The sequence below is a fragment of the Pseudomonas sp. NPDC077451 genome (assembly GCF_044543345.1).
In the GTDB taxonomy this organism is placed as follows: domain Bacteria; phylum Pseudomonadota; class Gammaproteobacteria; order Pseudomonadales; family Pseudomonadaceae; genus Stutzerimonas.
Genome location: NZ_JBITVX010000011.1, coordinates 23,607 through 36,858, shown reverse-complemented (window position 1 = coordinate 36,858; position 13,252 = coordinate 23,607). Strand labels below are relative to the sequence as shown.

The 13,252-nt window shown below is 61.8% G+C and carries 10 protein-coding genes; 6 read left to right on the top strand and 4 right to left on the bottom strand.

Features of this window, described 5'->3' with window-relative positions; all coding sequences use genetic code 11:
• Positions 1-170: 170 nt before the first annotated feature.
• Both ACIGHL_RS16870 and ACIGHL_RS16865 read right to left on the bottom strand, forming a co-directional pair.
• A complete protein-coding gene (locus tag ACIGHL_RS16870; RefSeq protein WP_446697653.1) occupies positions 171-1,517 on the bottom strand; it encodes an esterase-like activity of phytase family protein in 1,347 nt (448 codons plus the stop codon).
• Between the two features lie 172 nt (positions 1,518-1,689).
• Positions 1,690-2,514 (bottom strand): aldo/keto reductase, encoded by an 825-nt coding sequence (locus tag ACIGHL_RS16865; RefSeq protein ID WP_446697680.1) that lies wholly within the window; start codon positions 2,512-2,514, stop codon positions 1,690-1,692.
• Positions 2,515-3,121: 607 nt separating this feature from the next.
• On the opposite strand from ACIGHL_RS16865, the gene nirB reads away from it, so the two are divergent.
• From nirB to ACIGHL_RS16845, 4 genes are all read left to right on the top strand, one after another.
• A complete protein-coding gene (gene nirB, locus ACIGHL_RS16860) occupies positions 3,122-5,680 on the top strand; it encodes a nitrite reductase large subunit NirB (RefSeq protein WP_446697652.1) in 2,559 nt (852 codons plus the stop codon).
• Positions 5,680-6,057 (top strand): nitrite reductase small subunit NirD, encoded by a 378-nt coding sequence (nirD, locus tag ACIGHL_RS16855; protein WP_446697651.1) that lies wholly within the window; start codon positions 5,680-5,682, stop codon positions 6,055-6,057. The genes nirB and nirD overlap by 1 nt, the downstream gene beginning before the upstream one ends.
• 80 nt (positions 6,058-6,137) lie before the next feature.
• The gene (locus ACIGHL_RS16850) at positions 6,138-6,953 is read left to right on the top strand and encodes a formate/nitrite transporter family protein (protein ID WP_128120846.1); all 816 of its coding nucleotides are present in this window, start codon (positions 6,138-6,140) and stop codon (positions 6,951-6,953) included.
• Between the two features lie 297 nt (positions 6,954-7,250).
• Entirely contained in the window at positions 7,251-8,972 is a 1,722-nt protein-coding gene (locus ACIGHL_RS16845) for a bifunctional protein-serine/threonine kinase/phosphatase (protein WP_446697650.1), read from the top strand.
• Positions 8,973-8,981: 9 nt separating this feature from the next.
• Here the strand turns inward: ACIGHL_RS16845 and ACIGHL_RS16840 are convergent, their stop codons facing one another.
• On the bottom strand, positions 8,982-9,308 hold the full coding sequence (locus tag ACIGHL_RS16840; protein WP_128120848.1) for a hypothetical protein: 327 nt from the start codon (positions 9,306-9,308) through the stop codon (positions 8,982-8,984).
• A 313-nt stretch (positions 9,309-9,621) separates the two neighbouring features.
• On the opposite strand from ACIGHL_RS16840, the gene ACIGHL_RS16835 reads away from it, so the two are divergent.
• Both ACIGHL_RS16835 and ACIGHL_RS16830 read left to right on the top strand, forming a co-directional pair.
• Positions 9,622-9,930, top strand: coding sequence for a hypothetical protein (locus ACIGHL_RS16835; protein ID WP_446697649.1), 309 nt, complete (start codon positions 9,622-9,624; stop codon positions 9,928-9,930).
• A 353-nt stretch (positions 9,931-10,283) separates the two neighbouring features.
• Positions 10,284-10,961: a TIGR04211 family SH3 domain-containing protein gene (locus tag ACIGHL_RS16830; protein WP_446697648.1), complete on the top strand. Its 678-nt coding sequence runs from the start codon at positions 10,284-10,286 to the stop codon at positions 10,959-10,961.
• Positions 10,962-10,979: 18 nt separating this feature from the next.
• Here the strand turns inward: ACIGHL_RS16830 and ACIGHL_RS16825 are convergent, their stop codons facing one another.
• Positions 10,980-13,094, bottom strand: a complete 2,115-nt coding sequence (locus ACIGHL_RS16825) for a putative bifunctional diguanylate cyclase/phosphodiesterase (RefSeq protein WP_446697679.1) — start codon at positions 13,092-13,094, stop codon at positions 10,980-10,982.
• Positions 13,095-13,252: the final 158 nt, after the last annotated feature.

Genomic DNA, 13,252 nt, shown 5'->3' with positions numbered 1-13,252 from the left:
CCGTGGGCAGCCGCCGCCTCATTATTTTCGCGAGCAAGGACTCGACGTTCCCCTCGCGCCTAAAGCTGCACCAGCGAAACCGCATGATTTCGTAGGAGCCAGCTTGCTCGCGATCCGTACTCAACTATCAAGCGAACAAGGGAACAAGGGAACAAGCGAATCGGGCCTGCTCAGCCTTGACCCAGCCCAGCCGACAGTTCGCAGCGGCGCGCATCCCTGGCCTGTTGCAGGTGCGGCGGCCGCACGCCAGGGATCGGCTTGGCCAAGCGAATCTTCAGGAACTCGGTAACGTCCGCATTGAGGCCCCGCCCTCCTCCATAAGGAAAGTTGTTGTCGTTGGTGACGAGCAAGGTGCGTGCATCCAGCGGCAGCACGCTTTCGATGGTCACGTAGGGAAAGGTGAACGACCGCTGGCCGTCGCCGTTCAGGTCGTCGGGGTCGGCCAGTTGCATGAGGTCGACCACTTCGGTTTTATGCACGGCACCACCACTGGCGACACCACGGATGTCGATCAGGTAGATCTTCTTGAACGGGGTGCCGTTGGTAGCGGTAGCGCCATTGCGCTCGATGACCAGAAAGCGTGTCTCGTCGATGGCGGTCATGTCACCGATGGCGTGCTCCGGCGCCTGCAGCCGATAGAAGAACACCTTGCCGCTATAGCGCTCCTGATCGATGTCGAACTCGTTGATTCGCAGTGTGCCGGCCGGATCGCCGTTGACGGACTTTTCCAACAGCGCGTACAGCCGATCGCCGCGCGGGTTGATCGCCATGCCTTCGAAGCCACCTGACCCACCCAGATTGGCGGTTGCGCGCCCAGCCACTACGTCCGCATGCTGCGGCGCGTAAACGCCCGGTAGCGAGATGGCGCTACGGGTAACGGTGCCGGAGGCATCGGTCTTCACCAGGTACGGACCGAACTCATCACCAAACCACATGGCGCAGTTCTTATCGCGGCGCACCGACTCGACGTCCAGGTCGGCGCCCGTCAGCAGGCGGCCGAAATCGATGGCACTGTCTACGCGCGGCTTGGAGCCGTCGTTGTAATAGAAGCGGTAGTCGGCCTGGATCGGCAGTTCCAGCTTTTGATTGATGTCGTTGAGCGTCAGGCGCGACGGATGAGTGAAGCGAGCCAGCGGCGCACCGCTGAGATAGTCGCTGGCGCTGACCTTGCCGCTGCCGCCGCTGGCGGTGCGGAAATCCGGCCGCACGCTGTAGAGCCGCAACAGCGTATCGGCAGAGTTCGTTTGCCCACCGAAGCCGTTGTCGGTCATGAATATGAAGCTGTTTTCATCTGCACCCGGCAGCACGGCGGAAAAGCCCTGTACCGGCTGGCGGTTTTCATAGGGTGGCGCGAAGGTGCCGTAGGGGTTCGCGTTGGCCATCTGACCCGACATCGGGCCGTCGGAGAACGTATCGGCAGGCATCATCGCCCAACCCACCAGGGTATTGGTGGCAGCCATGGCGGGGGCAGAGATCGCAGCGGCAAGCGCCACGACCAGCGGCTTCGGGATTCGCATGTTGGGTGTCTCCATCCGTTTGGAGCCTGCGCCGTGCGACATGCGCGGCGCTCTGGCACCGGAGAACCACCTTAGAAAATCACTGTGTCAGGAATATGGCTATAGCTGAATAAGCGTCATTACGCCGGCACCGTTCGGCGAAAAGCACCGTACGGCTTGGCCACAAAGCGCGTCAGTCAACCTCATGCCCTCGCGCCGCCTGAGCGAGATAGAACCAGGTCTGAGTATCAAGTTGCAGCTCGGCGCCCAGTAGCGCTTCCTCGATTCGCTCCCAGCGCAGGCTACCGAGGATCGGGACCGGCTTGCCGGGCAGCTTGCGCAGCCAGGCCAAGGCGACCTGATTGGCTGTGGCATTCAACGCCGCGCCAACTTCGTCGAGCGCACGCAGCAATTCAGGACCGAAACGTCCACCGCCCATCGGCGACCACGCCAGCACATGCACTCCTTCGCTCTCCATGGCGTGCAACCGACCGTCCCACGCGGCGTCCTGCGCCTGCAGTGAAAGCTCGATCTGGTTGCAACGCAGCGGCAGCTCCCGCGCCAGCGTCTGGCATTGCAGCAACTCCGCATTGGAGACCCCGAGCCAGCCGATCTTGCCGCTGCCGACCAGATCATCCAGCGCCCGCGCGACTTCATCGACCCGCAGCAAGGGATCGGGGCGGTGCAGCAGAAAGCCATCGAGGCGCTCCACGCCCAACCGCTTCAACGAGCCCTCCACCGCCTGGGTGAGGTAGTCCGCCCGGGTGTTGTAGTGCTTGACCTGCCAGCGCGAGCTGTCCTGCGCAGCGGGCACGATGTCGGCCTTGCCGATCAGCTGGACCTGCTCTCGCAACGCCGGGCGCAGTTGCAATGCCGCGCCAAAATGCGCCTCGCACTCACCAGCACCATAGATATCGGCGTGATCGAAACCGCTCAGGCCGCGCTCCACACAGCGCTCGATGAAGCCCAGCAGCGCCTGCGGCTGCGCCAGTTCGGGGTATTGCATCAGGCGCATCATGCCCAGCAAAAGAGGTTGTTCGACGACCTTGTTCAAGTGATCTCCAGATTCGTCAGAGGATGAGGCCAGCCGCAAGGATAACGATGCCGCGACCGGAAGGTCGTGTACTGACCGATCCCAGGACGCAATGTTCGGCTTCAGGCCAAAACGTTTGCCATATCGCCCCAAATAGGGGAGCCGGTCTCTTGCACCGCACTCTTCTGGGTCGGTGCCGCGCCTCTCCAAGCGAAACTGGACGCGATGTCTGTGAGCGCCATGGTGGGCTGAAGCCCACCCTACGCAAGCCTCCGTCTACCGAAGGGTGGGCTTCAGCCCACCAGTTCCCCGTAGCGGTTCTCTGGAACCCTGCCATCTGCACCCGACACTGGCATGCAACATGCTAAGTCACCTCAACAGCTGCCGACCGATTCGGCAGCGTCTCCCGCGGTCAACGAAGACCATCAGCCACGAGTGGCACGGGACGGGTGCACCGAGCAACGTCGCTCGCACATCACCCCCACATCCCATGAATACCAGGCAAAGGCGCCTGGAGCTGCCAGACAGCTCCAGGCGCCTTTTTTGTTTTTGTACGACGACGCCGCAATCGGCTTCGACGGAGGAACCGGTCATGAACGCAATCGTCACCCCGATCAAGAGCGAAACGCTGATCGTCATTGGCAACGGGATGGTGGGGCATCACTGCGTCGAGCAGCTGATCGAGCGCGGCGCACTGAGCCAGTACCAAGTGCATGTATACGGTGAAGAGCGTCAGCGCGCCTACGACCGGGTGCACCTGTCCGAATACTTCGGCGGCCGTGATGCCGACTCACTGGCCATGTGCGATGCCGACTACTACGCCGCCCACGGCGTGCATATGCACCTTGGCGTGCAGGTGTTGGAAATCGACCGTGAGCGCAAGGAAGTGGTCACTGCCGAAGGCCGCCAGCCCTACGACAAGCTGATTCTGGCGACCGGTTCCTACCCGTTCGTGCCGCCGATCCCGGGTGCCGAGGGCAATTCGCGACTGGTCTACCGCACCCTGGATGATCTGGACGCCATCCGCGCCGCCGCCAGCAACGCCAAGCGCGGCGTGGTCGTCGGTGGCGGACTGCTCGGGCTGGAAGCGGCCAACGCGCTCAAATCGCTCGGCCTCGAAGCCCATGTGGTCGAGTTCGCCCCACGTCTGATGCCAGTACAACTCGACGAGGAAGGCGGCGCCGCACTCAAGTCTCGCATCGAGGCACTGGGCGTCGGCGTGCACCTGTCCCGCGCCACGCAGGAAATCGTCATCGGTGAGGAATACGCCTACCGGATGAACTTCAATGACGGCGAGTATCTTGAAACTGACCTGATCGTCTTCTCTGCCGGTATCCGCCCGCAGGATGCGCTGGCCCGCAGCGCCGAGCTTGAAATTGCTCCACGCGGTGGCGTCGTGATCGACGCTGACTACCGCACCAACGACCCGTCAATCTTCGCCATCGGCGAGTGCGCCTCCTGGAATGCCATGGTCTATGGGCTGGTCGCGCCGGGGTACACCATGGCTCGCAACCTGGCCGCCCTGCTCTGCGGCGAGCCGCACCAGCCCTTCAGCGGTGCGGACATGTCGACCAAGCTCAAGCTGCTCGGCGTTGACGTCGGCTCCATCGGCGATGCCCATGCCGCCACACCCGGCGCCAAGAGCTATCGCTTCATCGATGAAGCCAACGCCAGCTACCGCCGTCTGGTGCTGTCCGAAGACGGCAAGCGCGTCATCGGTGCGGTGCTCATCGGCGACAACAGTTACTACGACACCCTGCTGCAGTACGCGCAGAACGGCATCAAGCTGCCGGCTGATCCGTCCAGCCTGATCCTGCCGCTGTCCGATGGCGCACCGACCCTGGGCGCCGATGCCCTGCCGGACACCGCAACCCTCTGTTCCTGCCACAACGTCACCAAGGGCGCGGTGTGCTGCCAGGTCGATGCCGGCATCACCGATCTCGGCGAGCTGAAAGCCGCAACCAAGGCCGGCACCGGCTGCGGTGGGTGCAGCGCGCTGCTCAAGCAGGTCTTCGAGCATGAACTGACAGCCCGTGGCGTCGAAGTCGACAAGAGCCTCTGCGAGCACTTTGCTCTCACTCGCCAGGAGCTCTACGGCATCGTGCGCGTCGAAGGCATCATCAGTTTCGCTGAGCTGTTGGCCAAGCATGGTCGAGGTCATACCGGCTGCGACATCTGCAAGCCGGCAGTGGGCTCTATCCTCGCGTCTTGCTGGAACCAGCCGATCACCGATCCGGGGCTGATCCCGCTGCAGGACACCAACGACACCTTCATGGCGAACATGCAGAAGAACGGCACCTATTCGGTGGTGCCGCGCATCGCCGGCGGTGAGATCACCCCGGACAAGCTGATCGCCCTCGGTGCCGTCGCGAAGAAATATGACCTCTACACCAAGATCACCGGTGGCCAGCGCATCGACCTGTTCGGTGCCCAGCTGCATGAGCTGCCGGAGATCTGGAGCGAGCTGATCGAGGCCGGTTTCGAGACCGGACATGCTTACGGCAAATCCCTGCGCACGGTGAAATCCTGTGTCGGCAGCACCTGGTGCCGCTACGGTGTGCAAGACAGCGTCGGCATGGCGCTGCGCCTGGAGGATCGCTACAAGGGCCTGCGCTCGCCACACAAGATCAAGTTCGGCGTCTCCGGCTGCACCCGCGAATGCGCCGAGGCACAGAGCAAGGACATCGGCGTCATCGCCACCGAGAACGGCTGGAACCTCTACGTCGCAGGCAATGGCGGCATGCGTCCGCGTCACGCCGAGCTGTTCGCCACTGATCTCGATGACGAGACGCTGATCCGCTACATCGACCGCTTCCTGATGTTCTACATCCGTACCGCGGACAAGCTGCAACGCACCTCCGTGTGGCGTGAATCCCTCGAAGGCGGCCTCGACTATCTCAAGGAAGTCGTCATCGACGACAGCCTGAATCTCGCCGCTGAGCTGGAAGCGCAGATGCAGCTGGTCGTCGACCGCTACGAATGCGAATGGGCCAACGCCATCAAGGACCCAGAAAAACTCAAGCGCTTCCGCACCTTCGTCAACGACCAGCGCGGCGACCCGGACGTTCACTTCGTCAGGGAACGCGGCCAGCGCCGTCCAGCACATGCACACGAACTTCACCTGATCCCCGTCACCGAGGAGGTGCTCTGATGAGCCAGTCCAACGCCGTACGCCTGCAACCGAGTGAAAACGTCAGCTGGCGGGCGCTCTGCAGCCGTCGCGATCTGGTCGCCAATTCAGGCGTGGTCGCCTGGCTCGATGACGAGCAGGTCGCACTGTTTCACCTGCCCGAAACCGAGACGGGTGAGCAGGTCTTCGCCATCGCCAACAAGGACCCGAAATCGGGCGCCAATGTCATCGGCCGCGGCATTCTGGGACAGCTCAAGGGCGACCTGGTGATCGCCTCGCCGCTCTACAAACAGCACTTTCGCTTGGCTGACGGCTGCTGTCTGGAATATCCGGAACAGCAATTGCAGGTCTGGCCAGTACGCCTCAATGGCGATGCGGTGGAGATCGCCGCGGCCTGACCGCGGCCCGGCACAACGAGTAGCGATACGCCAACGGCAGGGATGCCCCTGCTTTGCCAACACAACCAGAGAACCGAAAAATGTCCTACATCGCTCCTTCGGAATTCGTCACCAAAATGGTCGACGCCGGTGAATCAAAGGTTTTCATGTCCACGCGGGACACGCTGATCCGTGCCTTCATGGCGGGCGCCATCCTGGCACTGGCTGCGGTGTTCGCCGTGACCATCACCGTGCAGACCGGGTCGCCGCTGGTGGGCGCAATGTTGTTCCCGGTCGGTTTCGTCATGCTTTACCTGATGGGGTTCGACCTGCTCACCGGCGTGTTCGTCCTCACGCCGCTGGCCTTGCTGGACAAGCGACCGGGCGTAACCGTCAACGGCGTGCTGCGCAACTGGGGGCTGGTGTTTCTGGGTAACTTCGGCGGAGCGCTCACCGTCGCCTTCATGATGGCCTTCGTCTTCACCATGGGCTTCTCCACCGATCCGGGCCCGGTGGGCGAAAAGATCTCGCACGTCGGTGAAGCGCGGACGCTGGGCTATGCCGAGTTCGGCGCCGCTGGCTGGTTCACCATCTTCCTGCGCGGCATGCTGTGCAACTGGATGGTCTCGATGGGCGTGGTCGGCGCGATGATTTCTACCTCGGTCAGCGGCAAGGTGATCGCCATGTGGATGCCGATCATGCTGTTCTTCTTCATGGGCTTCGAGCATTCGGTGGTGAACATGTTCCTGTTCCCCTCGGCGATGATCATGGGCGGCAACTTCTCGATCATGGATTACATGGTCTGGAACGAAATCCCCACGGCGCTGGGCAACCTGGTCGGCGGCCTGGCCTTCACCGGCCTGACGCTCTACACCACTCACGTACGGACCGCACCGAAGCGCGCGTTGGTGCGTTGAAGCGGCAATCGAGCGACTGCTAGCTTCGCCAGCAAGCTGGCTCCTACAAAAGCGAGCCTGCGGCGAGGCCAGTCTGGAACAGGTGCAGGTGCTGTAGGAGCGAGCTCGCTGGCGAATAGCTGGGCCGATACCATAGGGCAAGCACGACGCTGAAACAGCTTCGCCAGCAAGCTGGCTCCCACAAAAGGCAGCGGTGACCTAACTCGGGATCAGACATACGCATTGTAGGAGCGAGCTTGCTCGCGATCAGGTTGTCAGGCCGTTACGCAAGGATGGGTTGGGTTAGATGTCGAGCAAATGAGCAGTCAACTCAAGGTCTCGGTGGGCCAACACACCGACAAGGGCGCCAAGGAAACCAACCAGGATTTCCACGGCATCTACATTCCGAAAGAGCCACAACTGAGCAGCAAGGGCATCGCCATTGCCTTGGCGGATGGCATCAGCAGCAGCGCCGTCAGTCACATTGCCAGCGAGTCAGCCGTCAGCGGCTTTTTCGCTGACTACTACTGCACGTCCGACGCCTGGTCAGTGAAAACCTCGGCGCAACGGGTGCTGATGGCGACCAATTCCTGGCTGCATGCCCAGGGCCAGCAAAGCCCCTATCGCTTCGATCCGGATCGTGGCTACGTTTGCACCTTCAGCGCGATGGTCATCAAGTCGACCACGGCACACCTCTTTCATGCGGGCGACTCGCGTATCTACCGCGTCCAGGGCGCTGCGCTGGAGCAACTGACCAATGACCACCGCATGTGGGTCTCGGAAGACAAGAGTTACCTGAGCCGCGCATTGGGCATCCACCCGCAGCTGGACCTGGATTACCGCGCCGAACCTGTAGAAGTGGGCGACACCTTCATCCTGGCCACCGATGGCGTCTATGAGTACATCAGCGCGTCGTCGATGCTCGGCGCCATCGCCCACAACATGGATGATCTCGATGCAGCCGCTCGGGCGATCGTCGCGCAGGCACTGGAACAGGGCAGCGACGACAACCTCACCGTGCAGATTCTGCGTATCGACACGCTTCCCTTGCAGCAGCCAGACGAGCTGCTGCAGCAACTGACCGAACGGCCCTTCCCGCCCATTCTCGAAGCGCGCGCGGCATTCGACGGCTACACCATCGTGCGCGAGGTGCACGCCAGCAGCCGCAGCCATGTGTATCTCGCCACTGATGATGACACCCAAGCGCCGGTGATCATCAAGACGCCCTCGATGGAGCTGCAACGAGACGTGCAGTACCTGGAGCGGTTTCTCACGGAAGACTGGGTGGCGCGACGCATCAACAGCGCGCATGTAGCCAAGCCATGCTTGCAGACCCGCAAACGCAACTACCTGTACAGCGTCAGCGAATACATTGAAGGCCAAACGCTGGCGCAGTGGATGATCGACAATCCCCGCCCGGATCTGGAAACCGTGCGCGGCATCGTCGAGCAAATCGCCAAGGGCGTTCGCGCCTTCCACCGGCTGGAAATGCTGCATCAGGATCTGCGCCCGGCCAACATCATGATCGACGCCACCGGCACGGTGAAAATCATCGACTTCGGCTCCACTCGCGTTGCCGGCATTATGGAAGTGGCTTCGCCCATCGAGCGCAACGAGCTGTTGGGCACTGCCCAGTACACGGCGCCGGAATACTTTTTGGGTGAAGGTGGCAGCACCCGATCCGACCTGTTTTCGCTGGCGGTGATCACTTACCAGATGCTGACCGGTGCACTGCCCTACGGTACTCAAGTTGCCAGCTGCCGCACCCGTGCGGCGCAGAACAAGCTGCGCTATCAACCGATCCGCGAACGCGATCGCGGCGTACCGGCCTGGATCGATGACGTACTGCGCAAGGCGCTGCATCCGGACCCTTACAAACGCTATGAAGACCTGTCGGAGTTCGTCTTCGAGCTGCGCCAGCCGAACCAGGCTTTTCTGAACAAGGCGCGTCCGCCACTTCTGGAGCGCAACCCGGTGCTGTTCTGGAAAGGCGTGTCTCTGGTGTTGGCACTCACCGTGATCGTGCTGCTGGTTCGTTAAGCAACCGCCTCACTCGGAGCGATGTGGCGCGTACACGTTAAGCGCGGGATCGGTGACGCCGTCCTTCGACGGATCGAGAATCCAGCGCAGCTGGGTCACCAGCTCCTCGCAATTCTCGCCACGCTGTTGCCAATCCTGAAAGGCGATACGCGCCGCCGCCAGCGATGATTCGGCGACCTGCTCGGCCTCGGTCGTGGCATCAGCGGGCTGCCAGTGATCGAAGACCGATTTGAGCGCATGTTGTGCCTCTTCGGCGCCCAGCTCGCCGTCGGCCCAGCGTGACGTGATGTCCTGAGCTTTTTGCAGCGCGGTCACCGAGGGGTTGGACGATTCCATTTTCGGGTTACCTCTAGCCAATGCTTGTGTTGCTTGGAGTCCGGCCGCGTTTGCAAATTCGCCCCGCCGATCAGCCGACGCGCGATCCTGCAGCGTTGCCCACGGAAAAACCTCGCGAACAGCAGTGATTGTGCCGCCGCCGCCCAGCGCGTTGCATGCTCGGAAATCATCTCGTCCACCGTTGCCCTGACTCACGGCCTTGCATTGGTTGGTCCTCAGTCGACAGCGCTGAGATGCCGTCGATCTGCGCCATCGCATCGCGCGCGCGCCCAGTGGTCATATCAGAACGAACACTTTTGCTTGGGCCCTAAGCATGCACCTGATCCAACTCTTTCTGCCGCTGTACGACAACGACCAGCAGCCATTACCGAAGTCGTTGTTTTCCGAGGTCCGGGACGGCCTCATTCATAAGTTTGGTGGCCTGACCGCCCACAGCCGCGCCCCTGTCGACGGGCTATGGCAAGAAGACGGCAGCCATGCCGTGCGCGACGATCTGGTTATTTATGAGGTGATAACGCCAGAGCTGGACCGTGCCTGGTGGACGGAATATCGCGCGTCACTGGAGACCCGCTTTCGCCAGGAACATATCTTGATCCGCGCCCAGCAGGTCGAACTGCTGTAAAGCGGCGCTCGTCCTTTACTGACCCGCTCAGTGAGAAGCACGGCGGCCTGTCCGCAGCTGCCTTCGCAGCAGGAGGTCGGATCCGAGCCTCAATCCACACAACCCAGGCCCGCACAAAATCATGAACTTTTAATGAACCCTGACTGCTGCGCGCTGTCAGTCCAGTCTGCAGGACTACAGGGGTCATTGGCCCAACCCTGGGAGAAAGCATCCTCCCGCTTACGATCGGCACATCCGGCGCCTACTGTTCGACTTGTCGAAACGCTCTGCTGGCGTACCTCGCCAGCCCGGAACTCCGCTTATGTCCGGCCCGTTCATCAGGGCCTCCATTTTTGCCAGCGCGAACACTATTCATGTCCCTATCACGTCATCTCGTTGCACTTTTATCCCGTATATCCTGGTCCGCTACTCAACGCCGCGCCTTTAGCGTCGGCCTGGTGGGTACGCTGCTGGCGGTCATCACGCCAGCCCACGCTCAAGAGTCAGGCAACGACCGCTGGGTCAGCGACACCTTGAGCACCTATGTTCGCAGCGGGCCCACCGACGGCTATCGCATCGTTGGCAGCCTCACCTCCGGTCAAAAGGTCGAGCTGCTGGGTACCAGCGGAGACTACAGCCAGGTTCGCGGTGAGAACGGCGACCGCGTCTGGATCCGCAGCAGCGACCTGCAGGAAGTCCCTGGCCAGGCCGAGCGCCTGCCGCAACTCGAACAACAGGTTGCCGAGCTAAGCGAAGAACTGAAAACCATCGATGATTCCTGGAAGACGCGTGTGCAGGGCATGCAGGAGACGCTGGATTCGCGCAAGGAGTTGATCGATGAACTGGAGGCACGCCGCCTGGCCCTGGATGAAGCCCTCACCGCCACCGAATCTGAATTGCGTGACGCCCAGGCGCGGTTAGGCGACGAAAACAATCAGGTGTTGATGCGCTACATGGTCTACGGCGGCAGTATCGCCGGCGCAGGGCTGCTGGTAGGGCTGATCCTTCCAGCTATGACCCGTGGCCGAAAGCGCAACGATCGCTGGTTCTGAGCCTGAGTCCAGGGCAAATCAGGCCGGCTCAGTCAGCAACTGACACCCCGTGGCGAAGACCGACTCTCCCGGCAGTGCATGCTTGATGCGCGCACAGATTTGGCCCGGCGTCATCGGCCGGTCGAGCAGGAAGCCTTGCAGGGTCTCGCAGCCCAGGCGGGTGAGGAACATCTGCTGATCGGCGGTCTCCACACCTTCGGCCACGACTTCAAGCCCCAGCGCCTTGGCCAGCGCGATGATCGCCGAGACGATCACCGAGTCCTCGTTGCCGACGCTCATTTCGCGGACAAAAGCCCGGTCGATCTTCAGCTCGCTGGCGGGCAGTCGCTTGAGGTAAAGCAGGCTCGAATAGCCGGTACCGAAGTCATCGATGGAGGCCTTTACACCCATATCGGTGAGCTTCTGCAGCGTCTCGATGGTGCTTTCCGGGCTGCGCATGGCAACGCTTTCAGTAATTTCGACTGTGAGCATTGCAGGCGGGATGCCGTGACGTCCGATGGCATCGACCACCACCTCAAGCAGATCCGGCTGTTCGAACTGCACGGCTGACAGATTGACCGCGACCGACCAGTGAGTCAGACCTTGACCATGCCACTCGCTCAGCTGCCGACAGGCCTCGTTTAGTACCCATTTGCCGATCGGCACGATCAGCCCGGTTTTTTCCGCCAGCGGCAGGAAAACGTCTGGCGAGAGCATGCCACGCTGCGAATGCTGCCAGCGCAGCAACGCCTCGAAGCCGCGTACCGGACCGGCAGGCGCCTCGAACTTGGGCTGGTAATGCAGCCGTAGCTCACCGCGCGCCACCGCCAGACGCAAATCATTGAGCAGTTGCAGATGCTCCACCGCGTTGGCGTTCATCGAGGCTTCAAAAAAGCTGTAGCCGTTCCGCCCTGCACTCTTGGTGTGATACATGGCCGCATCGGCGTGCAACAGCAGATCCCGTTCGACCTCCCCGTCGCCCGGGAATACCGCGATACCGACGCTCATCGATACGCTGAGCTGGTGGCGCGACACCACGAAGGGCTCGGCAATGCTATGCACCAGCTTGGCGGCGACGGTCGCGGCATCGTCCGGGTTGGAAATACTCGTAAGTAGCACGAATTCGTCCCCACCGAGACGAGCCAGGGTGTCCTGCTCCCTTATGCAGCCGCGCAGACGATCAGTGACACCGACCAGCAGCTGATCGCCGAGGTGGTGGCCGTAGGCATCGTTCACTGCCTTGAAGCCGTCAAGGTCCATGAACATGACGGCAAAGCGGGTCTGTTCGCGCTGCGCCATTTTGAGCGCCTGGCTCAGGCGATCCTCCAATAGAAGACGGTTCGGTAGACGGGTTAGGTTGTCATGCAGCGCCAGCTGCATGAGCTCGCCATTGGCTTTCTCCAGCGAATTGGCCAGTACCGAGGTGCGCGCCTGCATGCGCGCGTCGAGCACCGAAACGATCAGCGTGATCGCCAGGACAGCGAGCGTCACGACGATGACCAGCAATGCCAGCCAGTTGGTATCCACCCCGTTCGCAGCGCCGCAGAAACTGCCCTCCGGAAAGCTTGCCGCCGCCATTCCCGTGTAATGCATGCCCGTGATCGCCAAGCCCATGACCAGCGCCGCGGCACCGCGCCAGATCCGTACATGCTGCAGGTTGGCGCGTAACCGAAAGGCCAGCCACAGCGCGGCGCCGGAAGCCATCACCGCTATTGCGACCGAAACGATCAGCCAGACGGGGTCGTATACGATCCCTGGCTGAATGCGCATGGCCGCCATGCCGCTGTAGTGCATCGCCGCGATGCCGGCGCCGATCAACAGCGAGCCATGTACCAGGTGGGTCCAGCGCAACTCATGCTGGCACACCAGCCACAGGGCCAGTGCCGACGCGACAATGGCGAGCACCAGCGAGCCGGCGGTAGTCAGCGGGTCGTAGCCCAGAGCAAACGGCAGGCTAAAAGCCAGCATGCCGATGAAATGCATGGACCAGATACCCAGTCCCATGGCAAACGTGCCGCCGATCCACCACAGCTGCGCCGCTCGGCCCGACGAAGTAGCCACCCTGCCGGCCATGTCGAGGGCGGTATAGGAAGCCAGAACCGCCACAACGAACGAGAAGAACACGAGGATGTTGTTGTAACTACCGACCAGCATGGGCCCGACTACCTTGAGCGAAGAGCGCGAATCTTGACGGAAAAGCCAATAAAGGCGAAGTGCCATCAGTCCGATGCCGTAAGAAAACACCACCACGCGGTCGCATTTGACGCTGTTTCGGCTCATGCCCTGTTTCTTTAAGCTGACGTAGATCAATC

Bases quoted from the DNA above. Each gene is read 5' to 3' on its own strand.
- ACIGHL_RS16870 (WP_446697653.1), bottom strand. From the start codon at position 1,517: ATGCGAATCCCGAAGCCGCTGGTCGTGGCGCTTGCCGCTGCGATCTCT.
- ACIGHL_RS16865 (WP_446697680.1), bottom strand. From the start codon at position 2,514: ATGATGCGCCTGATGCAATACCCCGAACTGGCGCAGCCGCAGGCGCTG.
- nirB (WP_446697652.1), top strand. From the start codon at position 3,122: ATGAACGCAATCGTCACCCCGATCAAGAGCGAAACGCTGATCGTCATT.
- nirD (WP_446697651.1), top strand. From the start codon at position 5,680: ATGAGCCAGTCCAACGCCGTACGCCTGCAACCGAGTGAAAACGTCAGC.
- ACIGHL_RS16850 (WP_128120846.1), top strand. From the start codon at position 6,138: ATGTCCTACATCGCTCCTTCGGAATTCGTCACCAAAATGGTCGACGCC.
- ACIGHL_RS16845 (WP_446697650.1), top strand. From the start codon at position 7,251: ATGAGCAGTCAACTCAAGGTCTCGGTGGGCCAACACACCGACAAGGGC.
- ACIGHL_RS16840 (WP_128120848.1), bottom strand. From the start codon at position 9,308: ATGGAATCGTCCAACCCCTCGGTGACCGCGCTGCAAAAAGCTCAGGAC.
- ACIGHL_RS16835 (WP_446697649.1), top strand. From the start codon at position 9,622: ATGCACCTGATCCAACTCTTTCTGCCGCTGTACGACAACGACCAGCAG.
- ACIGHL_RS16830 (WP_446697648.1), top strand. From the start codon at position 10,284: ATGTCCCTATCACGTCATCTCGTTGCACTTTTATCCCGTATATCCTGG.
- ACIGHL_RS16825 (WP_446697679.1), bottom strand. From the start codon at position 13,094: ATGCTGGTCGGTAGTTACAACAACATCCTCGTGTTCTTCTCGTTCGTT.